Raw genomic sequence first — 25,420 nt, 5'->3', positions numbered from 1 at the left:
TCGGCCCGTGACCGCTCTGGATCGCCTGGTACGCCCGGACCGTTATCCCCGCTCCGCGCATTACGACCCGGCGTGGGTGCTGGGTCTGGACATGGGCCCGCACCCGCTGTGGCTGCTCGAGGACCTGACCGGCGACCTGGACCTGCGACCCGGGATGCGGGTGCTCGACCTCGGCTCCGGCAAGGGCGCCACCTCGGTCTTCCTGGCCCGGGAGTTCGGGGTGGACGTGGTCGCCTCCGACTGGTGGATCCCGGCCGACCAGGCCGCGGCGGTGTTCGCGGAGGCCGGTGTGGCCGACCGGGTGCGGGCCGTGCACGCCGAGGCGCATCAGCTGCCGTTCGAGGAGGAGTCGTTCGACGCGATCGTCAGCATCGACGCGTTCGAGTACTTCGGGACGGCGGACAGCTACCTGCCGTACCTGGCGCGGTTCCTGCGACCCGGCGGGCAGCTCGGGATGGCGACCCCCGGCATGACCCGGGAGATCCGTGAGCTCGGGGCGATCCCGCCGCACATCAAGGAGGTGGTGGGCTGGGAGGCGATCGCCTGGCACACCCCGCAGTGGTGGCGGTTCCAGTGGGAGATCACCGACCTGGTGACGGTCACGTCGGCCCGGCTCCAGGAGGACGGCTGGCGGGACTGGCTGCTCTGGACCCAGGCGTGCGCCTCGCTGGAACCGGGCCCTCAGCCGGTGATCGACATGCTGGAGAAGGACGCGGGCGAGCTGCTCGGCTTCACGCTGATCACCGCACGGAAGAACTAGATGGCGCGATCCCGGCCGGCCCAGTACGGGTCCCGCAGGTGCCGTTTGTAGAGCTTGCCGTTCGGGTCCCGAGGCAGCTCGCCGACGTAGTCGATGGTGCGCGGAAGCTTGAACTTCGCCAGGCGGGCGGCCAGGAAGTCGATCAGCGAAACGGTCAGCTCGGGACCGGGAGTCACGCCGGGAGCGGGCTGGACCACGGCCTTGATCTCCTCACCCCACTCGTCGTGCGGGATGCCGAAGACCGCCACGTCACCTACGGACGGGTGGACGGCCAGCTCGCTCTCGATCTCGGCCGGGTACACGTTCACACCGCCGGTGATGATCACGTCGGAGGCGCGGTCGCACAGGAAGAGGTAGCCGTCGTCGTCCAGGTAGCCGATGTCGCCGACGGTGAACATCCGGTCCCGCCAGGAGGCGCGGGTCTTGTCGGCGTCGTTGTGGTACTCGAAGGTGGCGTCGCCCATCTGCAGGTAGACCTGGCCGGGCGTGCCGGCCGGGGCGTCCTTGCCGTCGTCGTCGAGGACCCGGACCCGGGTGCCGGGCCAGGCGCGGCCCACCGATCCGGGGCGCTCGAGCCACTCGGTGGCGGTGATCAGGGTGCCGCCGCCCTCGGAGGCCGCGTAGTACTCGATCACCACGGGACCGAACCAGTCCAGCATCTCCCGCTTGACCGGCTGCGGGCACGGTGCGGCGCCGTGGATCATCGCGCGCATCGAGGAGACGTCGTAGGCGGCCCGGGTCTCGGCGGGCAGGGCGAGCAGGCGGCGGAACTGCGTGGGGACCATGTGGCTGTGCGTGACCCGGTGCCGTTCGACCAGGCGCAGGAAGTCCTCGGCGTCCCAGTGGTCCATCACGACCACGGTGTGCCCGAACTGGAGCGAGATGGCCGCGAAGTTCATCACCGCCGTGTGGTAGAGCGGTGAGCAGCACAGATGCACGTGGCCGTCGAACGGGCGGAGTCCGAAGAGGCCGAAGAACCAGAGCGAGACGGGCGGCACGTCGTCCGGGTCGAGGCCGAGCAGCGGGCGGCGTACCCCCTTGGGGCGGCCCGAGGTGCCGGACGTGTAGACCATGAGCGCGCCGAGCGTACGCCCGTCGGGTCTGCCTGATCCGCCCGTGCCGAGCGTCTCCAGAGGCAGAAAGCCCGGGATGTCGCCGACCGCGAAGCGGTCGCCGGAGAAGTCCGCGTCCAGCGCGGCGGAGGCGAACCGCTCGTGCGCGATGAAGGCGCGCGCGCCGCTGTCGCGCAGGATGTAGCCGATCTCAGCCCCGGTGAGATGCCAGTTCACCGGTACGACGTGTAGCCCGATCTGCACCGCGGCGAAATAGGCGGTGAGGATGTCGGCCCCGTTCGGCAGCAGCAGCGCGACGGTGTCCCCGGCGCCGAGCCCGGTGGCCCGCAGTCCCCGGGCGATCCGGTCGGCCTCGCCCGCCAGCTCGCCGTAGGTGACCGTCCGGCCGTCCGTGTCCACGATGGCCGCCAACTGCGGTGACTGGTGCGCGACGGTCCACATCCCGATCCCGGTCATGTGGCGACTCTATAACTCGTTCCATCGACAGAGAAGGCGTTGACACGCTCCTTGCCGCACAATATTGGAACGTGTTTCACTCGTTGTCGTGGAAGCTCCCATGACGATCGCCTTCGATTACACCCGCTCGCTCGGGCCGGTGCTGGGCCGGTTCATGGCGGGGCTGCGCGACCGGCGGGTGCTGGGCAGCCGGACCGCGGACGGGCGGGTCCACGTGCCGCCGGTGGAGTACGACCCGGTCACCTGCGAGCCGGTCACCGACCTGGTCGAGGTGTCCCCCACCGGCACCGTGCTCAGCTGGACCTGGACCGAGGGGCAGTCGTCCGGGTGGGCTCTGGTCCGGCTCGACGGGGCGGACACCGCCCTGCTGCACACCGTCGGCGCCGGAGCGCGGGAGCACCTGCGGACCGGCCTGCGCGTGCGGATCAGGTGGGCCGGCGATCGGACCGGGCACATCCGCGACATCGAGTGCTTCGAGCCGGGCGAGGCCGAGGCGACGCCGGAGACCGCCGAGGGCGAGCCGGTCGCGATCATGACGACCCCGATCCGGCTGAGCTACCGGCACACCACCTCCGACGAGGAGGACCGCTACCTGCGGGCCCTGGCCGAGGGCCGGCTGATCGGACAGCGTTGCCCGGCCTGCCACAAGGTGTACGTGCCACCGCGCGTCTGCCCCGCCGACGGGGTCGCGCCGGACGAGGTGGTGGAGATCGCCGACCGCGGCATGGTCACGACGTTCTGCGTGGTCAACGTGCCGTTCGCCGGGCAGCGCCTGGACCCGCCGTACGTGGTGGCCCAGGTCCTGCTGGACGGCGCCGACATCCCGATCCAGCACCTGATCCTCGGCGTCGGGGCCGAGCAGGTCCGGATGGGCCTGCGGGTCGCCGCGGTCTGGCGCGACCGGGAGCAGTGGTCGTTCACCCCGGAGAACATCGCCCACTTCGAACCCACCGGCGAGCCGGACGCCCCCTACGAGTCGTACGCGGAGCACCTGTGAACACCGTCGCCGTCATCGGTTTCGCGCAGTCCGGCCACTCGCTCACCACCAGCGGGGTGGAGACCCTGGTCCCGGTCATCCGGGACGCCCTGGAGGACGCCGGGCTGGCCAAACAGGAGGTCGGCTTCTGGTGCTCCGGGTCGTCGGACTATCTGGCCGGGCGGGCGTTCTCGTTCGTCAACGCGGTCGATGCCATCGGAGCCGTGCCGCCGATCAGCGAGTCGCACGTGGAGATGGACGCGGCGTGGGCGCTGTACGAGGCGTACGTCAAGATCCTCGCCGGTGAGGCGGAGACCGCGCTGGTCTACGGGTTCGGGAAGGCCAGCGCCGGTGAGTTGAGCCGGGTGCTGGCGTTGCAGATGGACCCGTACACGGCGGCGCCGCTCTGGCCGGACGCGGTGAGCGTGGCGGCGTTGCAGGCCCGCCTCGGGCTGGAGGCCGGGCTGTTCACCGAACGGGACATGGCCACCGTGGCGGCCCGTGATCAGGGCGGAGATGTCGAGGCGATGCTCGGGCGGCCGTACCTCTCGGATCCCTTGCGTGCCCACGACGTGGCGCGGGTGAAGGACGGCGCGGCGGCCGTCGTGCTCGCCGCCGGCGAGCGTGCCCGGGTGCAGCGGGAGCGCCCCGCCTGGATCTCCGGCTTTGCGCATCGCGTCGATCCGCAGGGGCTCGGCGAGCGGGACCTGACCACGGTGCCGTCGGCGATCGCCGCGGGTCACGACGCCGAGTTGGACGGTGACCTCGACCTGGTCGCGTTGCACGCGCCGTTCACCCATCAGGAGCTGCTGCTCCGGGCGGCGCTGGGGCTTCCGGCCGAAAAGATCATTCCGAGTGACGGCAACGCGATGTTCTCGGCCGGGCTGTCGCGGATCGGTGTCGCGGCCGAGCAGGTGATGTCCGGGCGGGCGAACCGGGTGGCCGGGCACGCCACCAGTGGACCGGCCCTGCAGCAGAACCTCGTCTGTGTGCTTTCGTCCGGGGAGGCGTGATGAGACGGGCAGCCGTGCTCGGTACCGGGCAGACGCACCACCGCGCCCGCAGAACCGACGTGTCGATGGCCGGACTGTGCCGGGAGGCGATCGACCGGGCCCTGGCGGACGCCGGCACCGACTGGTCGCAGATCGACGCGGTGGTGGTCGGCAAGGCGCCGGACCTGTTCGAGGGCGTGATGATGCCGGAACTGTTCCTGGCGTCCGCCCTCGGTGCGGCCGGGAAACCGCTGTTGCGGGTGCACACCGCCGGGTCCGTGGGCGGGGCGACCGCGATCGTGGCGACCAGCCTGGTCCGGGCCGGGGTGCACCGGCGGGTGCTCGCGGTGGCGTTCGAGAAGCAGTCCGAGTCGAACGCGATGTGGGCGCTCTCCATCCAGCCGCCGTTCACCGCGCCGATCGGGGCCGGGGCGGGTGGGTACTTCGCGCCGCACATCCGGTCGTACATCCGCCGGTTCGGGGCGCCTCCGCACATCGGTGCGCTGGTCGCGGTCAAGGATCGGCGGAACGGGGCGTTGAATCCGTACGCCCACCTGCGCCAGCCGGAGATCACCCTGGAGTCGGTGCAGTCCTCGCGGATGTTGTGGGATCCGGTTCGCTACGACGAGACGTGTCCTTCGTCGGACGGGGCCTGCGCCATCGTGATCGGCGACGACGAGGCGGCATCGTCGTCGTCGCGACAGGTGGCCTGGATCCGGGCCACGGCGATGCGGACCGAGCCGACCTTCTACGCCGGGAAGGACCACGTCAATCCGCGGGCCGGAGCGGTGGCCGCGGAAGCGCTGTGGGCCGCCGCCGGGATCCGCTCCCCGCTGGACGAGATCGACGTGGCCGAGCTCTACGTGCCGTTCTCCTGGTTCGAACCGATGTGGCTGGAGAACGTCGGCTTTGTCGGACAAGGGGATGGGTGGAAGCTCGTCGAGTCGGGTGAGACCCGGATCGGCGGAGCGCTGCCGGTCAACCCGTCCGGCGGGGTGCTCTGTTCCAACCCGATCGGCGCGTCCGGGCTGCTGCGGTTCGCCGAGGCGGCCATGCAGGTGATGGGGCGGGCCGGTGAGCACCAGGTGCCCGGGGCGGCTACCGCGCTCGGGCACGCGTACGGGGGTGGATCCCAGTTCTTCTCCATGTGGGTGGTCGGGAGGCAACCGTGAGACGCCGGACCGTACTGCAAGCCGGTGCCCTCAGCGTCGGCGCCGTCGCGTTCAAGCAGGTGCCCGCCCTGCAGGGGCGGACCGCCGTGATCATCGGCAGTGGGTTCGGTGGTGCGGTGACCGCGTACCGGCTCGCCCAGGCCGGGATGGTGGTGACGGTTCTCGAGCGGGGACGCCGCTGGACCGGCTCCGCCCCGTTCTGCACCATCAGCAACCCGGACTGGCGCTGCGCCTGGTTCGGTGACCGGCCGCCGCTCGGCCTGGACACCAGCAAGGTCATCGAGCGCCGGGCCGGGCTGATCCAGAAGCACGTCGGCGACGGCATCCAGGTGATGTGCGGCGCGGGCGTCGGCGGCGGCTCCCTGGTGATCGGCATGTTCCTCCCCCAGCCACGCCGGGCCGACTGGGAGAAGGTGTACCCGGCCGAGCTGCCGTACTCCGAGTTCGAGAGTGTCTACTGGCCGCGCGCCCGGCAGAACCTGGGCGCCGCCACCATCCCCGCCGACGTGCAGGCCGCTCCCGGGTTCGAGGCGGCGCGGGCCTGGCTCCAGTACGTCGCCGAGTTCGGCCGCACCGCGGTGCCCGTGCCGTTCGGGGTGAACTGGGACGTCATCCGCGACGAACTCGCCGGGCGGGCGGTCCGCTGCCACACCATCGGCGAAGGCCCGTTCGGCAGCAACTCGGGCGCCAAGAACAGCGTCGACCGCAACTACCTGGCCTGGGCGGAGGCCACCGGCAACGTCACCGTGCTGCCGTTGCACGAGGTCACCGAGATCCGTGAGGTGTCCGGTCAGGAACGGTTCGAGGTGGCGGCGCGGCAGATCGACGAAACCGGTGCGGTGCTGGCGTCCAAGGTGCTGGCCGCCGAATTCCTGTTCCTGGCGGCCGGCTCGCTGGGCAGCACGTCACTGCTGCTCACCTCGCGCGCCCGCGGGCGGCTGCCCCGGCTGACCAGCACCGAGGTGGGCAAGGGCTGGGGCAACAACGGGGACTTCCTGATCGCCCGCCTCAACCTGCGCAGAGCCGTCGGCAGCGCGCAGGGCGGGCCGGGCAACTCGCGCTTCTTCGACGACAGCAACCCGTACGCCCCCGCGTCGATGGCCTGGGAGGCGGCCCCGATCCCGTCCTGGCTGCCGTCGACCACCGCCCACCTGATCACCAGCCTGGCGCCGGAACGCGGCGAGATCCGCTACGACGCGGCGACCGGCACCGGGAAGGTGCACTGGCCGTACGCGGAGATGGCCACCTCATCGGACAAGGCCGGGCGGGACCTGGCCACCCGGTTGTGGTGGGCCACCGAGGGCAGCAAGGGATCGCTGCTGACCGGCCTGCCCACCTACGACCGGAACACCGGCATGGGCCTGGGCTCGCGCAACACCTACCATCCGCTCGGCGGCCTCGTCATGGGCAAGGCCACCGGCTTCGACGGGCGGGTGGCCGGCTACACCAACCTGTACTGCGTGGACGGCGCCCTGCTGCCCGGCTCGACGTGCCTCGCCAACCCCGCCCTCACCATCACGGCCAACGCTGAGCGCTGCATGGACCGCTTCCTGGCCACCCACGCCCTCCCGGCCCGGTAGCACCCGGCCGGCGCATCGGCCCGGCGGGCGCGGTGGGGCCTGGGGTGGCAGCACGATCGCGCGGCTCGGCGGGACAGGCCGGATTCGGCGGGGCGGGCGGTTACGCGTACCTCTATCGGTAGCGGACCGGGAGGTGCTTGATGCCGTTGATCCAGCCGGAGCGCAGGCGCTGAGCCGGGCCGGCGAGGCTGATGCCGGGCATGTGGTCGGCTATCGCGTTGAAGATCAGATCGATCTCCAGGCGGGCCAGGTTGGCGCCGAGGCAGAAGTGGGCGCCGCTGCCGCCGAAGCCCAGGTGCGGGTTGGGGCTGCGGGTGATGTCGAAGGTCCGCGGGTCGGTGAAGACGTCCTCGTCGTAGTTGGCCGAGCCGTAGAACATCGCCACTCGCTGGCCCGCCCCGATCGAGACGCCGCCGAGTTCCGTGTCGTGCAGGGCGGTGCGCTGGAACGAGTTGATCGGGCTGCCCCAGCGGACGAACTCGTCGACGGCGGTGCGCGGGCGGGTCTGCTTGTAGAGCTCCCACTGTTCCGGGTGCTCGAGCAGCCCGAGCATGCCGTGGGAGATGGCGTTGCGGGTGGTCTCGTTGCCGGCGACGGCGAGCATCAGTACGAACATGCCGAACTCGTCGGTGGACAGGTGCTCGCCGGCGATCTCGGCCTTGACCAGGGTGGTGACGATGTCGTCGCGGGGGCAGGTCTGGCGCTCGTCGGCCAGCTGCATGGCGTAGCCGAGCAGGGCCATCGCGGGTTCGATCGGGTCGGCGGCGGCCTGGAACTCCGGGTCGTCCTGGCCGATCATGGCGTTCGACCAGTCGAAGACGTTGCGCCGGTCCTCCTGAGGTACGCCGAGGAGCTCGGCGATGGCCTGCAGCGGCAGCTCACACGCGATCTCGGTGACGAAGTCGCCGGAATCCCCCGAGGCGGCCTCGCTGACGATGCGTTCGGCGCGGGCGGACAGCGCCGCGCGGAGGCTGTTGATGGCGCGCGGGGTGAAGCCCCGGGACACGATGGCCCGATGCTGGGTGTGCTGCGGCGGGTCCATGTTGAGCAGGATGTACCGCTGCATCTCGATCCGGTCCCGCGGCATGTCCGCCTGGAACCGGACGATCGCGGTGTTCTCCCAGCTGGAGTAGGTGTCGCTGTCGCGGGACACGGTCATCACGTCGGCGTGCTTGGTGACCGCCCAGTAGCCCTCGTCGTCGAAGCCGGCGCTGCCGCGGGGCTGCGGGACCCAGCTGACCGGGTACGCCCGGCGGGCCTCGGCGAACTCGGCCTGCGGGATGCCGTTGACGTAGATGTCCGGATCGGTGAAGTCGATGCGGGTGCGCGGCTCGGCCACGGCTCCTCCTACAGCAACAGGTTCTAGCGATTCAAACACGATCGGTGTACCGGATGGTAGGTTCAAAGCGAGAACACGTTCTATCTGGAGGTGGGCGTGGGCGTACCGGTGATCGTCGATGCGGTCCGCACCCCGATCGGCCGCCGCGACGGGTGGCTGTCGGGGCTGCACGCGGCCGAGTTGCTCGGCGCGGCCCAGCGCGCCCTGATCGCCCGCGGCGGGCTGGACCCGGCCGTGGTGGAGCAGGTCATCGGTGGTTGCGTCACCCAGGGCGGCGAGCAGTCCAACAACGTCACCCGGACCGCCTGGCTGCACGCCGCGCTGCCGCACACCACCGGCTGCACGACGGTCGACGCGCAGTGCGGTTCGGCGCAGCAGGCCGCACACCTGATCGCCGGGCTGATCGCGGCGGACGCCATCTCCGTCGGTGTCGCCTGCGGGGTGGAGTCGATGAGCCGGGTCCCGCTGCGGGCCAACCTGGGTGCGGCCGGCCTGCCCCGCCCCGACTCGTGGGACATCGACCTGCCGAACCAGTACGTGGCCGCCGAGCGGATCGCCGAGCGGCGCGGTCTGAGCCGTACCGATCTGGACCGGTTCGGGGTGCGCTCGCAGGCGAACGCCGCCCGGGCCTGGTCGGAGGGGCGCTTCGACCGCGAGGTGACCCCGGTGGCCGGCGTACAACGTGACCAGGGGCTGCGGGAGACCACTCTGGAGGGCCTGGCCGGGCTGCGTCCGGTGCTGCCGGACGGGCGGCACACCGCGGGCACGTCGTCGCAGATATCCGACGGTGCGGCGGCCGTGTTGCTGATGGACGCGGACCGGGCCCGCGAGCTCGGAATGCGCCCGCGAGCCCGGATCCTTGCCCAGTGCCTGGTCGGTGCGGAGCCCTACTACCACCTGGACGGGCCGATCAGCGCCACCGGGCGGGTGCTGTCCAAGGCCGGCATGAAAGTCGAGGATCTGGATATTGTCGAGGTGAACGAGGCATTCGCGAGCGTCGTTCTTTCCTGGCTCGGGGTGTACCGCGCGGACCCGGACCGGGTTAACGTCAATGGCGGGGCGATCGCGCTGGGCCATCCGGTCGGCAGCACGGGCGCCCGGCTGATCACCACCGCACTGCACGAGCTGGAGCGGTCGGGTGGCGGCACCGCGCTGATCACCATGTGCGCGGGTGGCGCCATGTCGACCGCGAGCATCATCGAGCGGCTGTGAGGAGTAACGAATGCTACTGGTGAAGAGCCTCGTGGTGAGCGCGATCATCGCGATCGTTCTCGCGGTCATCGGCGTCACCGCCATGATGGCCGCGCTCAATCCGAGCGCCACCGAGGTGGCCTCGAACTCGTCCAACGGGGACCCGGGCGTGCCGCCGGACTTCTACGGCACTCGCTGACGCGGCCGGGCCGCCACCTCGTCCACGACCTGGGCGAAGCGGCGGCCCGACGCGGCCCAGGTGAAACCCCGGGCGTACGCGTGTGCGGCCTCGCCCAGCTGCTGCCGGGTCTTCTCATCGCTGAGCAACCATCGGATCAGTGCCACGAATTCGTCCGGGTCGTCGGCGAGCAGCCCGGTCTGACCATCCACGATGGCGTCCCGCACACCGCCGGCCTCCCGGAACGCGATCGTCGGAGTTCCGCGCGCCCCGGCCTCCAGGATGGTCAGTCCCCACCCCTCCTTGACCGACGGGACCAGCGCCACCCAGGCCGACGCGAGCAGCCGGTGTTTGCGGTGCTCGCTCACGTAGCCCGCGAACTCGGTGCGCTCGGCGACGCCGAGCTCGGCGGCCAGCCGCCGCAGCTCCGGCTCCCACCAGCCGCGTCCGGCGACGACCAGGCGGGCGTCCGGGAGAGCCGTGAGGGCGCGCAGGGCATATTCCACCCGCTTGTGCGGCACCAGCCTTCCGAGAACCACAAGACTCGGGTACGGCGTACGCGCGACCGCCTCGTCCCGGACCGGGGTGAGCCCGTTGCGAACGATCGTGATCCGTGCCGGGTCCACGCCGAGCCGGATCAGCTCCTCCCGGGTCGGCTCGGACACGGTCACGTACCGGCACCGCCGGTAGACGCGCGGCGCGACCCGCGACTCCAGCCACCAGCCCAGCCGCCCGCGCCAGCCGGGCAGCACCACCGGCCACTGTTCCCGGTGCACGTGGTGGACCACGACGACCGTCGGGCAGCCGGCATAGAGCGGCGACAGGAACGGCACGCCGTTGCAGACGTCCACGATCAGATCGGGCCGCAGACCGCCGGTCAGGCAGACCCACGCCGCCCACAGGTAGACGGTGCGCCACCCACCGCGCCGCAGCACCCGGACGCCGGACGGCAGGGTCTCGTCGGCCGGGGCGCCGGGGTGCGCCGCGCAGAACAGCGTCACCCGGTGGCCGCGCCTCACCAGCTCGGCGGCGATCCGTTCGACGAAGACCTCGGAGCCTCCGCCGTCGGGGTTGCGGGTGTCTCTCCAGTTGAGGAACAGGACATGGCGCGACCGCGCGGCGGACTCCATGGGCTCAGGCCTGCGCGCGGGTCGTCTCCGGTTCGGCGGTGCGCGCTGGAGCCTGGTAGTACGGCCGCCTCCCCCGGCGGGCGATCAGGTAGCCGAGGACGGCGAGGAGCAGGCCCAGGACGACCAGGCCGATCGGAACGTAGGTGCCGAGGAGCCGCAACTGGCTGCGCCCATCGGCCGCCTTCTCGCCCACCACGTCGAGGGTGGCCTGGTTGTAGCCCAGGTCGGCGTCGAAGATGACCACCGGCGTGCCGACCACCGGCACCAGCTCGCGGTGCTGCAGCTCGCGATATCCGACGATGGCGCCGGTCTCCGGCTCCACCCAGATGGTGCGGGTGGCCTGGTAGGTGACCGAGCCGGTGGTCGAGCCCGGGGTGAGGAAGCCGAGCAGCGCGCTCAGCTCCTGCGGTTCCAGGTTGATGATCTGTTGCGGGATCTGCTGCTCGAACCGGTACGTGGGCAGGCCGTTGTACTCCTCCTCGGCCTGGTACTCCATCGGCAGCGCCTCGTGCAGGGCGGAGTCCCAGTACAGGTAGGTCTGCTTCTGCGTACCGAACGGGAAGAGGTAGAGCTGACCTTCGAAGTCCACGTTGCCCGGAGTGCAGGCGGTGTTCTGGCTCGGGTCCTGAGGGGCCTCGTTGTGGCACTGGCCGGGCCACGTCACGGCCTCGCCGGACTCGCGGTCGAGGGCGATCCGGCTCTCCGACCGGTTGACCGCGGCACCCGTGTCGGCCCGGTCGGTCGCGTTGAACACGTTCCAGATCACCGTGTTGCCCTCGAGGTCGCCGGTGAGGTCGGCGGCGGCCTCGAAGTCGGGCTTGATGCCGGTGGTCGCGCGCAGGCCGGCGTTCTCCACGGTGAGCTGCGGTGCACCGTCCGGGCCGAGCTGCACCTGCGCGAATGTGGCGTTCGACGCCTCCAGGACCACGTCCGGCGGGATCAGGTCTAGGGGCACCTTCCGCTGCGACGGGACGATTATCCAGGCCAGCGCGCCCGCCAGGAGCACGCAGAGGATGCCCAGCCCGAAGAGTGTGGCACCTGTGATCCGCCGCTTCATCGCGTCCTCCCCACAGTAGAACGCGTTACAATCTACTGGCCCGTAACATCGATGAAAAGCCCTACGGGTGCTGACTGCTGACCGAGATGCATTCACCGGTCAGATAGGACGCGTAGTCACTGGCGAGGAACGCCACCACGGTCGCCACCTCCCACGGGTGCGCCGCCCGGCCGAACGCCTCCCGGCCGGCGAGCGCGGTCAGCTCGTCCTCGCTGATCACCTTGCTGAGAAAGGGATGCGCGGCCAGGCTGGGTGCCACCGCGTTGACCCGGATGCCGTGCTCGGCGACCTCCAGCGCCACGCACCGGGTGAACGCCATCACCCCGGCCTTCGCCGCCGCGTAGTGCGCCTGACCGGCCTGCGCCCGCCAGCCGAGCACCGAGGCGTTGTTGACCACGGCACCGCCGCCACCCTGGGCGATCATGCGGCGCAGCGCGGCCCGGGTGCACCGGAACGTACCGGTCAGCGTGACGTCGAGGACCAGGTCCCACTCGTCGTCGCTCATCCTGGTCACCGGCCGGTCACCACCCAGCCCGGCGTTGTTGACCAGCACGTCCAGGCGCCCGTACCGGTCGGCGGCGCCGTTGATCAGCCGCTGGACGCCGGCCTCGTCGGTCACGTCGCACGGCACCGCCCAGACCCGGGCCGGGTACGCGTCGGCGAGCCGGTCCCGGATCTCGCCGAGCCGGCGCTCGTGGCTGTCGCCGAGCACCACCCGGGCACCCTCGTCCAGGCAGCGCCGGGCGACCGCCGAACCGATCCCGGCCCCGGCCGCCGCAGTCACCACCACAACCTTGCCGGTAAGCAACCCCCTCCCCGCCGGCGACTGCGGATCCGGCACCGCCTTCGCCGAATTCAGACCCGCCCCCTGCGGGTTCGAGCCCGCCACCTCCGGACCCCCAGCCTGCGAGCCCAACCCCGACCCCGGTGACCCGGCCGCCGAATCCAAGCCCGCCCCCTGCGGGTTCGAGCCCGCCACCTCCGGACCCCCAGCCTGCGAGCCCAACCCCGACCCCGGTGACCCGGCCGAAGGCCGCGGCCGTCTCACGGCCGCCTCTGGCGGGGCAGCCCCAGGACCCGCTCGGCGACGATGCCGCGCTGGATCTCGTTGGAGCCGCCGTAGATGGTGTCCGCCCGGCTGAACAGGAAGAGCCGCTCCCAGCGGCCGGCCTCGTCACCGGCGTCGCCCGCGGCGACCACGTCCATCGCCAGCTCGCCCAGCCCCTGCCGCCAGCGGGTCCAGAGCAGCTTGACCACCGAAGGGTTGCCGGGCGGCACTTGCGGGGCGGCCAGCGAGCGCAACGTGTGCGAGCGCAGCACGGTCAGGTCGATCCAGGCGCGGGTCAGCCGCTCCCGCAGGAACGGGTCGGCCGCCGCTCCGGTGCGCCGGGCCAGGGCCACCAGGTCGTCGAGGTCGCGCTGGAAGCCGATCTGCTGGCCGACGGTGGCGGCGCCCCGCTCGTACGCCAGGGTGGCCATGGCGACCTTCCAGCCGTCGCCGGGGCGGCCGACCACCAGGTCCGCCTCGGTGCGCGCCTCGTCGAAGAAGACCTCGTTGAACTCGCTGTCGCCGGTGAGCTGCCGGATCGGGCGGACCGTGACGCCGGGCTGCCGCATCGGCACCAGCAGGTAGGAGAGGCCGCGGTGGCGCGGGCCACCGTCCGGGACCGGCTCGGTACGCGCGAGCACGAAACACCAGTCGGCGACGTGGGCGAGCGACGTCCACACCTTCTGCCCGGTGAGCACCCACCGGTCGCCGTCGAGACGGGCCCGGGTGGTGACGCCGGCCAGGTCGGAGCCGGCGCCGGGCTCGGAGTAGCCCTGGCACCAGAGCTCGTCGACGGCGGCCAGGGCGGGCAGGAAACGGCGCTGCTGCTCGGGAGTGCCGTGGTCCATCAGGGTGGGACCGACCATCGTGGTGCCGATGTGGTCGACACGGCTGGGTGCGCCGGCTTTCGCGTACTCCTCATGGAAGATCACCTGCTGCGCGAGCGACGCGCCGCGCCCACCGTGCGCCACCGGCCAGGCCAGCGTGGTCCACCCGGCGGCGGCGAGCCGCCGGGCGAAGGCGAGCCGTTGCGGGAAGGCCTCGTTCTCTCGCCCGGGGCCGCCGGCACCGCGCACGTCGTCGGTGATGTTGGCGGCCAGCCAGTCCCTGATCTCACGCCGGAACGCCTCGTCGTCCACTGGCGTCACCTCCCGGAGCGCGCGTAGGCTCACCCTACCGACCAAGCACTTGCTTGGTAAACCATCAGGAGGCCCGGATGGAATCGACCATCCCGGCGGCGGTGGCGGAGGCAGCGGGGCGGCACGGTTCGGCGCCCGCGCTGGTGGAACCGGGTGTGGGGCGGTGGAGCTTCGCCGAGCTGCATGCCGAGATCCGCACCGTGGCCCGGGCGTTCATATCGGCGGGAATCAATCCGGGCGACCGGGTGGCCGTGTGGGCGCCGAACACGTCGTACTGGATGCTGGCGGCGCTCGGCGCGAGCTGCGCGGGAGCGACGCTGGTGCCGGTCAACACGCGATACACCGGGGTGGAGGCGGCCGATGTGATCGGCCGCAGCGGAGCCCGTGCCCTGGTCGTCAGCGAACCGTTCCTGGGCACCGACCGGCTGGCCGCGCTGCGCACCACCGGCGAGGCGCTGCCGCCGCTGGTCGTCGGCGTGCCCGCGCCGGCCAGCACTGATCAGACCGGCGACTGGCAGGCCTTCCTCCGCCGGGCCGACGAGGTGCCGGAGGCGGACGCGGACGCGCGGGCGGCCGCCGTCTCGCCGGACGACGTCAGCGACATCCTGTTCACCTCGGGCACGACCGGGCGCAGCAAAGGCGCGATGAGCGCACACCGGCAGGCACTGGGCGTGGCCGCGGCCTGGGCGGAGGTCGGGGGCCTCTCCCCCGCCGACCGCTACCTGGTCGTCAATCCGTTCTTCCACAGCTTCGGGCTCAAGGCGGGCATCCTGGCCTGCCTGCAGAGCGGGGCCACCGTGGTGCCGCTGCCGGTCTTCGACGTGCGGCGGGCCCTGGAGGTGATCGCCACGGAGGCGATCACGGTCCTTCCGGGAGCGCCGACCCTCTACATCAGCCTGCTCGACCACCACGCCCGCGACGCCTACGACCTCTCCTCGCTGCGGCTCGCGGTGACCGGGGCGGCGATCGTGCCGGCCGCGCTGATCGAGCGGATCCGACAGGAGCTGGGGTTCAGCACGGTGCTCACGGCGTACGGGCTGACCGAGGCCGTGGTGGCGACGATGTGCCGGCCGGAGGACGACGTGCGGACGGTGGCGTCCACCAATGGGCGGGCGGTGGCCGGGATGGAGGTCCGGATCAGTGAGAGCGACGGCGAGGTGCTGTTGCGCGGGCCGAACGTGATGCTCGGCTACCTGGACGACCCCAAGGCCACGGCCGAGACGATCGACGGCGACGGGTGGCTGCACACCGGCGACGTGGGGCGGCTCGACCAGCACGGAAACCTGACCATCACCGACCGGCTCAAGGACATGTACATCTGTGGCGGGTTCAACGTGTACCCGGCCGAGGTGGAGCGGGTCCTCGCCGAGATGACCGGGGTGTCCGAGGCGGCGGTGCTCGGCGTGCCGGACCGGCGGCTCGGCGAGGTCGGCCGGGCGTACGTGGTTCCGCGTCCCGGGCACGGCGTCTCGGTCATCGAGGTTATCGAGTTCTGCCGGAAACGGCTCGCCGGGTACAAGGTTCCGCGCAGCGTGGTCATGCGGCGCGAGCTGCCGCACAACGCCTCCGGCAAGGTCGTCAAATACCAGCTGCGGGAGGAACCGGTGCCGTGACCGACGTGGTGCTGTACGAGCGGCGCGGCCCGGTCGCGCTCGTCACGATGAACCGGCCGCGGTACCGCAACGCGCAGAACTCAGCGATGACGTACGCCCTGGACGACGCGATCACCCGGGCCGTCGACGATGACGACGTGGCGGTGATCGTGCTCGGCGGCGCGGGCGAGCACTTCTCCGCCGGGCACGACATCGGCACCCCGGAACGGGACGCGGACACCGAGTTCCCGCGCCGGGCCGTGACGTGGTGGACGCACGTCGAGAAAGCCGGCGCGGACCGCCGGTACGCCCGGGAGATGGAGGTCTACCTGGGAATGTGCCGGCGGTGGCGGGAGATCCCGAAACCGGCGGTCGCGATGGTGCAGGGCGCGTGCATCGCGGGCGGCCTGATGCTCGCCTGGGCCTGCGACCTGATCGTCGCCGCCGAGGACGCGTTCTTCGCCGATCCGGTGGTGCGGATGGGCATTCCGGGCGTGGAGTACTTCGCCCACCCCTGGGTGCTGGGGCCCCGGATGGCCAAGGAGGTGCTGTTCACCGGGGAGAGGTTCGGGGCGCTTCGGGCGTACGAGATCGGGATGGTGAATCGCGTCGTGCCGCGCGCCGAACTGGAGACCGCGACCCTCGCACTGGCCGAGAAGATCGCCGGCATGCCGCCGTTCGGTCTCGCGCTCGCGAAGCGGGCGGTGAATCTCTGCGAGGACCAGATGGGGATGCGCTCCGGCATGGACGCCGTCTTCGGCCTGCACCACGTGGCGCACGCGCACAACGCCGAGGTCAGCGCGGACCCGCTGGCCGGAATGGACGCGGCCGCCATGCGGAAGGCCGCGCAGTGAACCTGGACCTGGACGCGGCGGCGATCGGCTTCCGCGACGAGGTCCGCGACTGGCTGGCATCGAACCTGCCGGCGACCCCTCTGCCGTCCGTGGACACGCCGGCGGGCGACGCGGCGCACCGCGACTGGGAGCGCCGGCTGGCGGCGGCCGGACTGGCGGCCGTGTCCTGGCCGGTCGAGTACGGCGGACGGGCCGCGCCACCGCTGCACGCGCTGCTCTTCGACGAGGAGTACCACGCCGCCGGAGCACCGGTGCGGATCGGGCAGAACGGGCTGTTCCTATTGGCGCCGACCCTGCTGGCGCACGGGACCGCCGCGCAGTGCGCCCGCGTCCTGCCGCCGATGGCCCGCGCCGACCAGGTGTGGGCGCAGGCCTGGTCGGAGCCGGAGGCGGGCAGCGACCTCGCCGCGATCCGGTCCCGGGCGATCCGGACCGACGGCGGCTGGCGGCTCAGCGGGCAGAAGACGTGGAGCTCGCGGGCCGCAGTGGCGGACCGGGCGTTCGGGCTGTTCCGCAGTGATCCGGCGGCCGGGCGGCACCGCGGGCTGACGTATCTGATGTTCGACCTGCGGGCGGACGGGGTGAGCGTGCGGCCGATCCGGCAGCTGGACGGGACGGCGGGGTTCGCGGAGATCTTTCTGGACGACGTGTTCGTGCCGGATCAGGACGTGATCGGCGCGCCCGGTGACGGGTGGCGGGTGGCGATGAGCACGGCAGGTCATGAGCGGGGGCTCTCGCTGCGTGGACCGGGCCGATTCACCGCGGCCGCGGACCGCCTGGTGTCGTTGTGGCTGTCCGACCCTCGGCCCGCCCTGCGCGATCGGGTGGTGGACGCGTGGATCGGGGCCCGGGCGTACCGGATGCAGGCGTACGCCTCGCTCGACGCGCCGGTGCCGCCGAGCGCCACCAAGCTGTTCTGGTCCGAGCTGGACGTCGCGCTGCACGAGACGGCGCTCGACGTGCTCGGGGCGCGCGCCGAGGTCGATCCGGCCTGGACGGCCGGGTATCTCTTCGCCCTGGCCGGGCCGATCTATGCGGGCACCAACGAGATCCAGCGGGACATCCTCGCGCGGCGCGTGCTGGGGCTGCCGCGATGAGACTCGCCCCGAGCACCGACCAGGCGGGGTACGCGGCCGCGGTGCACGAACTGCTGACCGACGCCGACCTGCCGGGGGTGGCCTCCGCCTGGGCGGACGGCGACGTGGCGCCGTGGCGGGCGATGTGGAGCCGGCTGGCCGGCCTGGGCGTGACCGGGCTGATCGTGCCCGAGCGGTGGGGCGGCCTCGGCGGGACGGTGGCGGATCTCGTGGTGGTGGCCGAGGAGCTGGGACATCACGCGCTGCCGGGACCGGTGGCGGAGTCGATCGGCGCGGTTCCGGCACTGCTGGCGGCGGCCGGTCGGGACGGGCCGGCGGACAAGTGGCTGCCGGAGATCGCGGCCGGGCGGGTGGTGGCGACGCTGGCGGCACCGCCGTGGCTTCCGTTCGCCGCGGATCCGGACGTGGCCGACCTGATCCTGCTGGCGGGGACGGACACGGTGTGGGCGGGACGGGCCGATTCGGCGTACCCCTCGATCGATGCCGGCCGGACGCTTGCCGAGGTCTCCCCCGCCGGGGTGCTGGCCTCCGGCGCCGCCGGCGCCGTCGCACAGGCGATGAACATGGGCGCGCTGGTCTGCGCGGCGCAACTGCTGGGAGCGGGGCGGGCCTTGCTGGAGACCTCGATCGGGTACGCACGACAGCGCACCCAGTTCGGCCGCCCGATCGGATCGTTCCAGGCCGTCCAGCATCGGCTCGCGGACGTGGCCGTCGGTCTGGAGTTCGCCCGCCCGCTGCTCCACGCGGCCGCCGCCCACCCCGGACAGCGGGATCGGGACGTGTCCGCGGCGAAGGTGGCGTGCGGGGAGGCGGCACACCGGGCGGCCCGCGCGGCCCTCCAGGTGCACGGAGCGATCGGCTACACCCGGGAGCAGGGGCTGGGCCGGTGGCTGACCAAGGTGCGGGCGCTGACCCTGTCCTGGGGCACCGCCGAGCAGCACCGGGCCCGGGTGATGGCGGAACTGGCGAAGGAGGCACGGTCGTGACCGAGGAACGGGAGGCACTGCGCGAAGCGGTCCGGGGCCTGCTGGCCGGCTATCCCACGCGCGCGGCGATCGGGACGCCGGCCGGCTACGACGCGGGGCTGTGGGCACGCCTCTGCAAGGAGATCGGGGTCGCCGGGCTGGCGGTGCCGCAACCGTACGGCGGAGCCGGCGCCGGCCTGCTCGAAACCCACGTGGTGCTGGAGGAACTCGGCCGCCGGCTGACCCCGGCACCGATGCTCGGCGCGCTGCTGGCCGGTCAGGCACTGCTGCGATCCGGCGACGAGGAAGCCTGCGTCCGGCTGCTGCCGGGCATCTGCGCCGGCGATCTGATCGCCACGGTCGCCTTCGCGACGGGCTCCCCCACCTTCTCGGTCGACGGTGATCGGCTCAGCGGCGAGGTCCGGCACGTGCCGGACGCCGGGGTGGCGGATGTGCTGATCGTGGCCGCCGCCGGCTCGCTGTGGGAGGTGGACGCGGCGGCGACCGTCCGGCATCCGGAGGAGTCGCTGGACCTGACCCGCCGGCTGGGCACGGTGCGGCTGGACGGCGCGGCCGGCCGCCGGCTGAGCGGGAAACCGCAGGCTTCGCTGTGGGACATCGGCTGCGTCGCGCTCAGCGCGGAGCAGGTCGGTGCCGCCTCCGGCGCGCTCGAGCTGACCATCGAGTACGCGAAGACCCGCCACCAGTTCGGCCGGCCGATCGGCTCGTTCCAGGTTCTGCAGCACCGGCTCGCCGAGGCACACGTACGCCTGGAGGCCGCCCGTTCCGCCTCCTGGACCGCCGCCGAAGCGCTCGTCGCCGGCGCACCGGAGGCGTACCGGTTGGCCTCGGTGGCGAAGGTCTGCTGCTCCGAGACTTTCCAAGCGGTCGCCGCGGAGATGGTTCAGATGCACGGCGGGCTCGCCATCACCTGGGAACACGACGCGCATCTCTACTTCCGCCGCGCGTACGCCTCCGCCCAGCTGTTCGGCTCCCCCGCCCAGCACGTCGAGCGCCTGGCGTCCGCCGCGGGTCTCGCCTGATGGATCACGGGCAGGCACATCGACGCCCGCCGTCTAACATGATCCGGTGCTTTCCCCGGGGATCGTTCTCAACGGCCGTTACCAGCTGACGCAACGGATCGCGGCCGGGGGCATGGGCGAGGTGTGGCGCGGCTCCGACCTGCTGCTGCACCGTGAGGTCGCGGTCAAGGTGCTGCTCCCGGCGTTGATGGCCGACCAGGAGTTCATCACCCGGTTCCGCACCGAGGCGCGGATGATGGCCGCGCTGCGCCACCCCGGGATCGTGCAGGTCTACGACTACGGCGAGAACGCGATGGCCGGCGACGACCGGTTCGACTTCCTGGTGATGGAGTACATCGAGGGAACGCCGCTGACGAAACGGATTCAGCAGACCGGCCGGCTCGGGGTCGCCGAGACCATGACGATCGTCGCGCAGGTCGCCGAGGCGTTGCAGGCCGCCCACGAGGCCGGGATCATCCACCGCGACGTGAAGCCGAGCAACCTGCTGGTCCGCCCGGCCGGTGCGATCGTGCTCGTCGACTTCGGGGTGGCCCGGTCGGCCGGGATCACCAGCATCACCAGCACCAACGTGGTGATGGGGTCGGCGCACTACATGGCGCCCGAACAGGCCGAGGGCAAGCCGGTGTCGGCCGCCACCGACGTGTACGCCCTGGGCGCGGTCGCGTTCAGCTGCCTGGCCGGGCGGCCGCCGTACGTCGGCGACAACCCGTTGGCCGTGCTCGCGCAACTGATCCACGGACAGCCGCCGGTGCTGCCCGCGGACATCCCGGCGGCGGCCGGCGCCGTGGTGTTGCGGGCTCTCGCGCGCGAGCCCGGGCAGCGTTTCCCGAGCGCGGCCGCGCTGGCCGAGGCGGCCCGCGCGGTCGCTGCCCAGCCGGGTGGGGCGGTGGCCCGCGCCTACGGCAGCGCCGCTCCTGCCCAGACTTACGGCAGCGCCACTCCTGGCCAGACCTACGGCAGCGCCACTCCTGGCCAGACCTACGGCAGCGGCACTCCTGGCCAGACTTTCGGCAGCGCCGCTCCGGTCCAGCCGAGCGCACCCGCATACGGCGCCGCCGCACCCGGCCAGCCGGGCTATCGAGCCGCCGCGCCCGTTCCCGGCGCGGCGGCTTCCGGTGCTGTGCAGGCGCCGGCTGTGCCGGCGCCGGGCGGGGATCGCCGCCGTAAGAAGCTGCTGGCGGTCGTAGCGGGCGCCGTCGTTCTCGCGTTGGGCGGCACCGGCGTCGTCCTGGCCAGCCAGTCCGGCTCCGGCGGCCAGGCACAGGTCCAGCAGCCGCCCGCTCAAGGGGAGGACGTGGCGGCGAAGGAGGAGGTGGCCGTCACCGAGCCCACGAAGTCCAAGGGCGGCAAGCCCGCCAAGCCGAACGGTCCGGCGCCGGCCTCGTCACCGGCCGGCACTGGCGACAGCCCGGCCCACCCGGGCACGACGTCGGCGCCCACCGATCCGGCGACCACGCCGGCGACACCCGGCCCGGGGACGACGACAACGCCGAGCGGCACGCCCACGACCGCGCCGACCACGACGACGCCTGCCGCGCCGGAGCCGACTCAGCCGTACACCGCGACGCAGGTGTGCGGCAGCGGCTATACGGTGATCGACTCGGCGCCGCTGAAGGCGTCCGGCGTCGTGAAGGGCCGGGTCCACCTGCTGTACCAGGCGAGCAGCGGCAAGAACTGCGTGGTCACGCTCAAGACGGTTTCGGTCGGCAAGAAGACGGCGACGACCGCATATCTTGAGGTCAAGGGCAAGTCCCGGGTTACCGACAGCGGTTCGTTCGCGTACTACGCCGGTCCGATCAGCGCTACGGCGAAGGCGACGTGCGTCAAATGGGGCGGCGCGGTGGGCACAGCGACCTACGCGAGCCCGTTCGAGCACTGCGACTGACCCGGGGCGGGCGTCACATCCGGTCGATCTCGGTGAGGTCGATGTCGATGTCGAACGGCCGGGACAGCTCCAGCCGGTCCTGGAAGTCGCCGGTCGGCTTGTATCGACGGGATTCCACGTCCAGCTCGAAGGTCGACACGTTCATCTTTCCGGCCTGGTCGTCCACGAGCCGCTCTCGAGCAGACGAAGAGCCTTTGCATGGACGAGCTTCTGCGGGCTCATCAGAATCAGAGCACCGTCGATGAGTTCGGCGTGTTGCGGAAGGCCAGGGATCCGGTCCAGGTCATCGGCCGTGAAACCCCCGACGGGAGGTCGCAACCACTCCCACACCTGTTCGCTGTCCACGCTGTCCGCCCTTTCGGAGAGACCCTTCTCCATCAAGAGCATCCGTTTCGCATACGACTAGCTGTCACGCGACTAGGTTATATCCAATCGGTGTGCCTTGGCCAGGCCAGCAACGTGTCAACCACCTCCGGCGGCTCGTGCGGCGACACCGCCGCGGTACCGGTGTAGCGGCCCTTGTGAAACAGCAGCGGCCCGGCATCCCGGCACTCCCCCAGGGTCATCACCCGGCCGATCACGATCACGTGGTCACCGCCCGGATGGACCGCCTCGATCCGGCAGTCCGCCCAGGTCAGCGCCCCGTCCAGGACGGGGGCGCCGGACGGCGCGGCGGCCCACCGCACCCCGTCGAACTTGTCGTCGCCGCGGACGCCGAACGCCCTGGAGAGATCCCGCTGATCGTCCGCGAGCACGTTCACGCAGAAGACGCCGCGCTCACGGATGCGGCGCCAGGTGTCGGAGAGGTCCTGCGGGCAGAAGAGCACGAGCGGCGGGTCCAGCGAGAGCGGCGCGAAGGCCTGGCAGGCGAACCCGGCCGGGCCGTCGGGGTCGCAGGTGGTGATGACCGTGACCCCGGTGCAGAAGTGGCCGAACACCCGGCGGAATCGCCGGGTGTTCACACTCACCGGAACGGCCGTCAATGTCCGCCGCCGCCGAAGAAGCGGTGGCCCCAGACGCTGTGCGCGGTGGTCTGCCGGGCCACCCAGGTACGGTCGTCGACGGTCAGCCCGCCGTAGCCGTACTCGATGTCGAAACCGCTCGGCGTGCGCACGTAGAAGGAGATCATCTCGTCGTTGGCGTGCCGGCCCAGCGTGGAGATCATCGGAGCCTTGTGCCTGGCGCAGCGGTCGATGGCCCGGCCCACGTCGTCGATGGTCTCGGTCTCGATCATCAGGTGGACCAGGCCGCTGGGCGCCGGAATGGGTGCGAGGGCCACGCTGTGGTGGCGCGACCCGCAGCCCAGGAACCGCATCCACATCGGCTGATCACTGGGCGGCAGCCCGAGGTGTTCCGGGACCAGGCGCATCGAGTCGCGCAGCCGGAAGCCCAGGACCTCGGTGTAGAAGCGCAGGCTGGCCGCGTCGTCGCGGGCAGGCAGCACGACATGTCCCATGCCCTGGTCACCGGTGACGAACCGGGTGCCGTAGGCGCTGATCGCGGGCCTGGTGTCGAGGGCCGCGCCGCAGAAGAACTCGAGCCGGTTGCCGGACGGGTCGTCCACGCTGATCATCTGGGCCACCCGCCGGTCGTCGACGTCGTCGGCCGGTTTGACCGCCAGGCCCGCCTCCTCCAGCACGCCGGCCAGTCGCGCCAGCGAGGAGAAGTCAGCGACCTCCCAGCCGCTCGCGACCAGCCGGTCCTGCGAGCCCGGCGTCACCACGATGCGGGCCGGCAGGTCGTCCATGCGCAGGTAGGCGGCCTCCGCCGACGGCCCCCGACCGAGGACCATGCCGAGCACCTTGACGCCGAACTCCCGCCAGGCGTCCACGTCGGTGGCCTCGACCCGCAGGTAGCCGAGGGATCGGATCAGACCGCTCATGAGGGGCTTCCCTTCAAAAAGTCGATGGCCAGCCGGTTGAACTCGTCGAACTTCTCCAGATGGGCCCAGTGGCCGCAGCCGCCGAAGACGTGCAGCCGGGCGTTGCGCAGCAGCTTGAGCGCGACCAGGGCGCCGTCGAGCGGGTTCACCCGGTCCTCACGGCCCCAGACCAGCAGGACCTCGTGCCGCAGCCGGTGCGCGTCGCGCCAGAGCAGGCCTTCCTCGTACGTCGAAGGGTCTGCGAAGGAGGCGCCCATCGCACGCATGGCACGCTGCGCGGCCGGGTCCGAAGCCGCCCGGAAGCGTTCTTCGATCAGCTCGTCGGTGACCAGCGCGGAATCGAAGACGAGGGTGCGCAGGAAGGCGGCGATCCGCTCTCGGCTCGGGTCGCGGGCGAAGGCGCCGAGCCGCTTGACGCCCTCGGTCGGGTCGGCCGCGAAGACGTTGAGACTCAGCCCGCCCGGGCCCATCAGCAGCAAGCGGCGGACCCGGCGCGGATACGCCAGGGCGAAGCGGACCGCGGTGCCACCCCCGAGCGAGTTGCCGATCAGGTCGACCTTCTCGATGTCCAGCTTGTCCAACAAGTCGACCAGGCCGGAGGCGGCAGAGGTGAAGTACTGCCCGGTGATCGGCTCGTCGACCGAGCCGCCGTATCCCGGCTGGTCGACGATCAAGACATCGAAGTGCGACGCCAGAACAGGGGCGGTCTTCCCGAAATTACTCGTTCCCGACGCGCCCGGCCCGCCTCCGTGCAGCAGCACGACAGGAGAGCCGGATCCGGAACGTTCGAAATGCAGGGACATGTCACACCATCGCGTCGTTGAGCGGCAGCCCGAACTCGCCGCGGCCGAACATGGACAGGGCGCGTTCCGGGTCGTTGATGGCGTGCACCCGGCCGGCGTGTGCGTCGCGCCAGAACCGCTGGATCGGGGTGCCGACGGCCAGGGCCCGGCCGCCGGAGTTCTCGAAGAGGCGGTCGACGGCGCGGATCGAGAGCTCGGTTCCGCGTACCTGATCGCGGCGGACGCGCAACCGGAGTGGCATCGGGAGCTTCGTGCCGGCGGTGACCAGATCCATCAGTTCGCGCATGTTGGCCTGCAAGGCCAACCAGGCGGAGTCGATGTCGCCGGCCGCCTCCGCCACACGCACCTGGGAGTGCGGGTCCTCGGCGGCCTTGACGCCGACGTAGGACGCCCGGACGCGCTTGCGCGTGTACTCGACGTGCGCCTGGTACGCGCCGGTGGCCATGCCGATGATCGGGGTGGTGATGGCGTACGAGAAAATCGACGCGTACGGGATCTTGTAGAGCGGCCCGGGGTTCTGCTCCTGACCGGGGCAGATGCAGCGGGCGGTGTCGTTGAAGCTGAGCGTCCGGTACTCCGGGACGAACGCGTTGTCGACCACGATGTCGTTGCTGCCGGTGCCGCGCAGGCCGACGGTGTGCCAGACGTCCTCGATGGTGTAGTCGCTGATCGGCAGCAGGAAGGTGCGGAAGTCGGCGGGTGAGCCGTCCTCGCCGGGCGGGATGATGCCGCCGAGCAGCACCCAGGTGGCGTGGTCGCAGCCGGAGGAGAAACTCCAGCGGCCGGTGACCCGGTAGCCGCCCTCGACCGCCGTGATCTTCCCGGTCGGGGCGTAGGACGAGGACATCCGGGTGCTCGTGTCGGACGCCCAGACGTCCTGTTGCGCCTGGTCCGGGAAGAGGCCGAGCTGCCAGTTGTGCACGCCGACGACCGAGGCGACCCAGCCGGTGGAGCCGCAGGCGGAGGCGATCTCGCGCACCGCGGTGAGGAAGGTGAGCGGGTGCGCCTCGAGACCACCGAACCGGGTGGGTTGCAGAAGTCGGAAGAAGCCGGTCTCGGCCAGCGACTTGACGGTCTCGGCCGACAACACCCGGCGGTCCTCGGTCTCCTGCGCTCGTTCGCGTAGAACAGGTAACAGGTCGCGTATTCCGTCGAGGACCGCGTCCATGAGATCCCTCCAGCGGGGGTTGGCCGGGTGTCGGACGATC

General features: G+C 71.6%; 24 protein-coding genes. 13 read left to right on the top strand and 11 right to left on the bottom strand.

Annotated features, from left to right (window positions below; all coding sequences use genetic code 11):
• Nucleotides 1-7 precede the first annotated feature (7 nt).
• A complete protein-coding gene (locus I4J89_RS26825) occupies nucleotides 8-760 on the top strand; it encodes an SAM-dependent methyltransferase (protein ID WP_196416847.1) in 753 nt (250 codons plus the stop codon).
• On the opposite strand, the gene I4J89_RS26820 is transcribed toward I4J89_RS26825, so the two are convergent.
• Nucleotides 757-2,289: an acyl-CoA synthetase gene (locus tag I4J89_RS26820; protein ID WP_196416846.1), complete on the bottom strand. Its 1,533-nt coding sequence runs from the start codon at nucleotides 2,287-2,289 to the stop codon at nucleotides 757-759. The two genes, I4J89_RS26825 and I4J89_RS26820, sit on opposite strands and share 4 nt — an antisense overlap.
• Nucleotides 2,290-2,389: 100 nt before the next feature.
• Between I4J89_RS26820 and I4J89_RS26815 the strand changes: the two genes are divergently transcribed.
• From I4J89_RS26815 to I4J89_RS26800, 4 genes are read left to right on the top strand one after another with little or no spacing between them, the layout of a single operon-like run.
• On the top strand, nucleotides 2,390-3,286 hold the full coding sequence (locus I4J89_RS26815; protein WP_196416914.1) for a Zn-ribbon domain-containing OB-fold protein: 897 nt from the start codon (nucleotides 2,390-2,392) through the stop codon (nucleotides 3,284-3,286).
• On the top strand, nucleotides 3,283-4,278 hold the full coding sequence (locus I4J89_RS26810) for a thiolase family protein (RefSeq protein WP_196416845.1): 996 nt from the start codon (nucleotides 3,283-3,285) through the stop codon (nucleotides 4,276-4,278). The genes I4J89_RS26815 and I4J89_RS26810 overlap by 4 nt, the downstream gene beginning before the upstream one ends.
• Nucleotides 4,278-5,429: a thiolase family protein gene (locus I4J89_RS26805; protein WP_196416844.1), complete on the top strand. Its 1,152-nt coding sequence runs from the start codon at nucleotides 4,278-4,280 to the stop codon at nucleotides 5,427-5,429. The genes I4J89_RS26810 and I4J89_RS26805 overlap by 1 nt, the downstream gene beginning before the upstream one ends.
• Nucleotides 5,405-7,009 (top strand): NAD(P)-binding protein, encoded by a 1,605-nt coding sequence (locus I4J89_RS26800; protein WP_507236530.1) that lies wholly within the window; start codon nucleotides 5,405-5,407, stop codon nucleotides 7,007-7,009. Before I4J89_RS26805 ends, I4J89_RS26800 begins: the two co-directional genes overlap by 25 nt.
• Before the next feature lie 112 nt (nucleotides 7,010-7,121).
• On the opposite strand, the gene I4J89_RS26795 is transcribed toward I4J89_RS26800, so the two are convergent.
• Nucleotides 7,122-8,348, bottom strand: coding sequence for a cytochrome P450 (locus tag I4J89_RS26795; protein WP_196416843.1), 1,227 nt, complete (start codon nucleotides 8,346-8,348; stop codon nucleotides 7,122-7,124).
• A gap of 96 nt (nucleotides 8,349-8,444) precedes the next feature.
• Here I4J89_RS26795 and I4J89_RS26790 point away from each other — a divergent pair, with 96 nt between their 5' ends.
• Complete coding sequence (locus tag I4J89_RS26790; RefSeq protein ID WP_196416842.1) at nucleotides 8,445-9,560, top strand: steroid 3-ketoacyl-CoA thiolase; 1,116 nt, start codon at nucleotides 8,445-8,447, stop codon at nucleotides 9,558-9,560.
• Between the two features lie 10 nt (nucleotides 9,561-9,570).
• A complete protein-coding gene (locus I4J89_RS26785) occupies nucleotides 9,571-9,738 on the top strand; it encodes a hypothetical protein (protein WP_196416841.1) in 168 nt (55 codons plus the stop codon).
• Here the strand turns inward: I4J89_RS26785 and I4J89_RS26780 are convergent.
• The 4 genes from I4J89_RS26780 to I4J89_RS26765 all read right to left on the bottom strand — a co-directional run bounded on the left by I4J89_RS26780 (nucleotide 9,723) and on the right by I4J89_RS26765 (nucleotide 14,091).
• Nucleotides 9,723-10,847 carry a glycosyltransferase family 4 protein gene (locus I4J89_RS26780; protein ID WP_196416840.1) on the bottom strand — a complete coding sequence of 375 codons (1,125 nt, stop codon included), beginning with the start codon at nucleotides 10,845-10,847 and terminating at the stop codon, nucleotides 9,723-9,725. The genes I4J89_RS26785 and I4J89_RS26780 overlap by 16 nt on opposite strands.
• A 4-nt stretch (nucleotides 10,848-10,851) precedes the next feature.
• Nucleotides 10,852-11,904, bottom strand: a complete 1,053-nt coding sequence (gene pgfA, locus I4J89_RS26775) for a cell envelope lipid trafficking protein PgfA (RefSeq protein WP_196416839.1) — start codon at nucleotides 11,902-11,904, stop codon at nucleotides 10,852-10,854.
• Nucleotides 11,905-11,965: 61 nt separating this feature from the next.
• Entirely contained in the window at nucleotides 11,966-12,763 is a 798-nt protein-coding gene (locus I4J89_RS26770) for an SDR family oxidoreductase (RefSeq protein WP_230859659.1), read from the bottom strand.
• Between the two features lie 185 nt (nucleotides 12,764-12,948).
• Complete coding sequence (locus I4J89_RS26765; RefSeq protein WP_196416838.1) at nucleotides 12,949-14,091, bottom strand: acyl-CoA dehydrogenase family protein; 1,143 nt, start codon at nucleotides 14,089-14,091, stop codon at nucleotides 12,949-12,951.
• A 77-nt stretch (nucleotides 14,092-14,168) separates the two neighbouring features.
• Between I4J89_RS26765 and I4J89_RS26760 the strand changes: the two genes are divergently transcribed.
• The 6 genes from I4J89_RS26760 to I4J89_RS26735 are packed head-to-tail and all read left to right on the top strand — an operon-like array spanning nucleotide 14,169 to nucleotide 21,527.
• Nucleotides 14,169-15,704 (top strand): FadD3 family acyl-CoA ligase, encoded by a 1,536-nt coding sequence (locus I4J89_RS26760; protein WP_196416837.1) that lies wholly within the window; start codon nucleotides 14,169-14,171, stop codon nucleotides 15,702-15,704.
• Nucleotides 15,701-16,537 carry an enoyl-CoA hydratase gene (locus tag I4J89_RS26755; protein ID WP_196416836.1) on the top strand — a complete coding sequence of 279 codons (837 nt, stop codon included), beginning with the start codon at nucleotides 15,701-15,703 and terminating at the stop codon, nucleotides 16,535-16,537. Before I4J89_RS26760 ends, I4J89_RS26755 begins: the two co-directional genes overlap by 4 nt.
• Complete coding sequence (locus I4J89_RS26750) at nucleotides 16,534-17,634, top strand: acyl-CoA dehydrogenase family protein (protein WP_196416835.1); 1,101 nt, start codon at nucleotides 16,534-16,536, stop codon at nucleotides 17,632-17,634. The genes I4J89_RS26755 and I4J89_RS26750 overlap by 4 nt, the downstream gene beginning before the upstream one ends.
• Nucleotides 17,631-18,620 carry an acyl-CoA dehydrogenase family protein gene (locus I4J89_RS26745; RefSeq protein ID WP_196416834.1) on the top strand — a complete coding sequence of 330 codons (990 nt, stop codon included), beginning with the start codon at nucleotides 17,631-17,633 and terminating at the stop codon, nucleotides 18,618-18,620. Before I4J89_RS26750 ends, I4J89_RS26745 begins: the two co-directional genes overlap by 4 nt.
• A complete protein-coding gene (locus tag I4J89_RS26740) occupies nucleotides 18,617-19,642 on the top strand; it encodes an acyl-CoA dehydrogenase family protein (protein WP_196416833.1) in 1,026 nt (341 codons plus the stop codon). The genes I4J89_RS26745 and I4J89_RS26740 overlap by 4 nt, the downstream gene beginning before the upstream one ends.
• A gap of 46 nt (nucleotides 19,643-19,688) precedes the next feature.
• Nucleotides 19,689-21,527, top strand: coding sequence for a serine/threonine-protein kinase (locus I4J89_RS26735; protein WP_196416832.1), 1,839 nt, complete (start codon nucleotides 19,689-19,691; stop codon nucleotides 21,525-21,527).
• Nucleotides 21,528-21,540: 13 nt separating this feature from the next.
• Here the strand turns inward: I4J89_RS26735 and I4J89_RS49880 are convergent, their stop codons facing one another.
• The 5 genes from I4J89_RS49880 to hsaA all read right to left on the bottom strand — a co-directional run bounded on the left by I4J89_RS49880 (nucleotide 21,541) and on the right by hsaA (nucleotide 25,380).
• Nucleotides 21,541-21,693 carry a hypothetical protein gene (locus I4J89_RS49880; protein WP_230859628.1) on the bottom strand — a complete coding sequence of 51 codons (153 nt, stop codon included), beginning with the start codon at nucleotides 21,691-21,693 and terminating at the stop codon, nucleotides 21,541-21,543.
• Between the two features lie 256 nt (nucleotides 21,694-21,949).
• Entirely contained in the window at nucleotides 21,950-22,510 is a 561-nt protein-coding gene (gene hsaB, locus I4J89_RS26725) for a 3-hydroxy-9,10-secoandrosta-1,3,5(10)-triene-9,17-dione monooxygenase reductase subunit (RefSeq protein WP_196416831.1), read from the bottom strand.
• Nucleotides 22,507-23,409 (bottom strand): iron-dependent extradiol dioxygenase HsaC, encoded by a 903-nt coding sequence (hsaC, locus tag I4J89_RS26720; RefSeq protein WP_196416830.1) that lies wholly within the window; start codon nucleotides 23,407-23,409, stop codon nucleotides 22,507-22,509. Before hsaC ends, hsaB begins: the two co-directional genes overlap by 4 nt.
• A complete protein-coding gene (hsaD, locus tag I4J89_RS26715) occupies nucleotides 23,406-24,212 on the bottom strand; it encodes a 4,5:9,10-diseco-3-hydroxy-5,9,17-trioxoandrosta-1(10),2-diene-4-oate hydrolase (RefSeq protein ID WP_196416829.1) in 807 nt (268 codons plus the stop codon). The genes hsaC and hsaD overlap by 4 nt, the downstream gene beginning before the upstream one ends.
• 1 nt (nucleotide 24,213) lies before the next feature.
• On the bottom strand, nucleotides 24,214-25,380 hold the full coding sequence (gene hsaA / locus I4J89_RS26710) for a 3-hydroxy-9,10-secoandrosta-1,3,5(10)-triene-9,17-dione monooxygenase oxygenase subunit (RefSeq protein WP_196416828.1): 1,167 nt from the start codon (nucleotides 25,378-25,380) through the stop codon (nucleotides 24,214-24,216).
• Nucleotides 25,381-25,420: the final 40 nt, after the last annotated feature.

This window comes from Actinoplanes aureus (assembly GCF_015704865.1).
Lineage (GTDB): Bacteria > Actinomycetota > Actinomycetes > Mycobacteriales > Micromonosporaceae > Actinoplanes > Actinoplanes aureus.
Note: the sequence above shows the minus strand (reverse complement) of the source record. Positions and strands in the feature narration are given on the sequence as shown.

What these genes read in the sequence shown, in the direction of transcription:
- I4J89_RS26785 (WP_196416841.1), top strand. Translation starts at nt 9,571, where the DNA reads ATGCTACTGGTGAAGAGCCTCGTGGTGAGCGCGATCATCGCGATCGTT.
- I4J89_RS26820 (WP_196416846.1), bottom strand. Translation starts at nt 2,289, where the DNA reads ATGACCGGGATCGGGATGTGGACCGTCGCGCACCAGTCACCGCAGTTG.
- I4J89_RS26745 (WP_196416834.1), top strand. Translation starts at nt 17,631, where the DNA reads ATGAGACTCGCCCCGAGCACCGACCAGGCGGGGTACGCGGCCGCGGTG.
- pgfA (WP_196416839.1), bottom strand. Translation starts at nt 11,904, where the DNA reads ATGAAGCGGCGGATCACAGGTGCCACACTCTTCGGGCTGGGCATCCTC.
- hsaD (WP_196416829.1), bottom strand. Translation starts at nt 24,212, where the DNA reads ATGTCCCTGCATTTCGAACGTTCCGGATCCGGCTCTCCTGTCGTGCTG.
- I4J89_RS26760 (WP_196416837.1), top strand. Translation starts at nt 14,169, where the DNA reads ATGGAATCGACCATCCCGGCGGCGGTGGCGGAGGCAGCGGGGCGGCAC.
- hsaC (WP_196416830.1), bottom strand. Translation starts at nt 23,409, where the DNA reads ATGAGCGGTCTGATCCGATCCCTCGGCTACCTGCGGGTCGAGGCCACC.
- I4J89_RS26815 (WP_196416914.1), top strand. Translation starts at nt 2,390, where the DNA reads ATGACGATCGCCTTCGATTACACCCGCTCGCTCGGGCCGGTGCTGGGC.
- hsaA (WP_196416828.1), bottom strand. Translation starts at nt 25,380, where the DNA reads ATGGACGCGGTCCTCGACGGAATACGCGACCTGTTACCTGTTCTACGC.
- I4J89_RS26780 (WP_196416840.1), bottom strand. Translation starts at nt 10,847, where the DNA reads ATGGAGTCCGCCGCGCGGTCGCGCCATGTCCTGTTCCTCAACTGGAGA.
- I4J89_RS26805 (WP_196416844.1), top strand. Translation starts at nt 4,278, where the DNA reads ATGAGACGGGCAGCCGTGCTCGGTACCGGGCAGACGCACCACCGCGCC.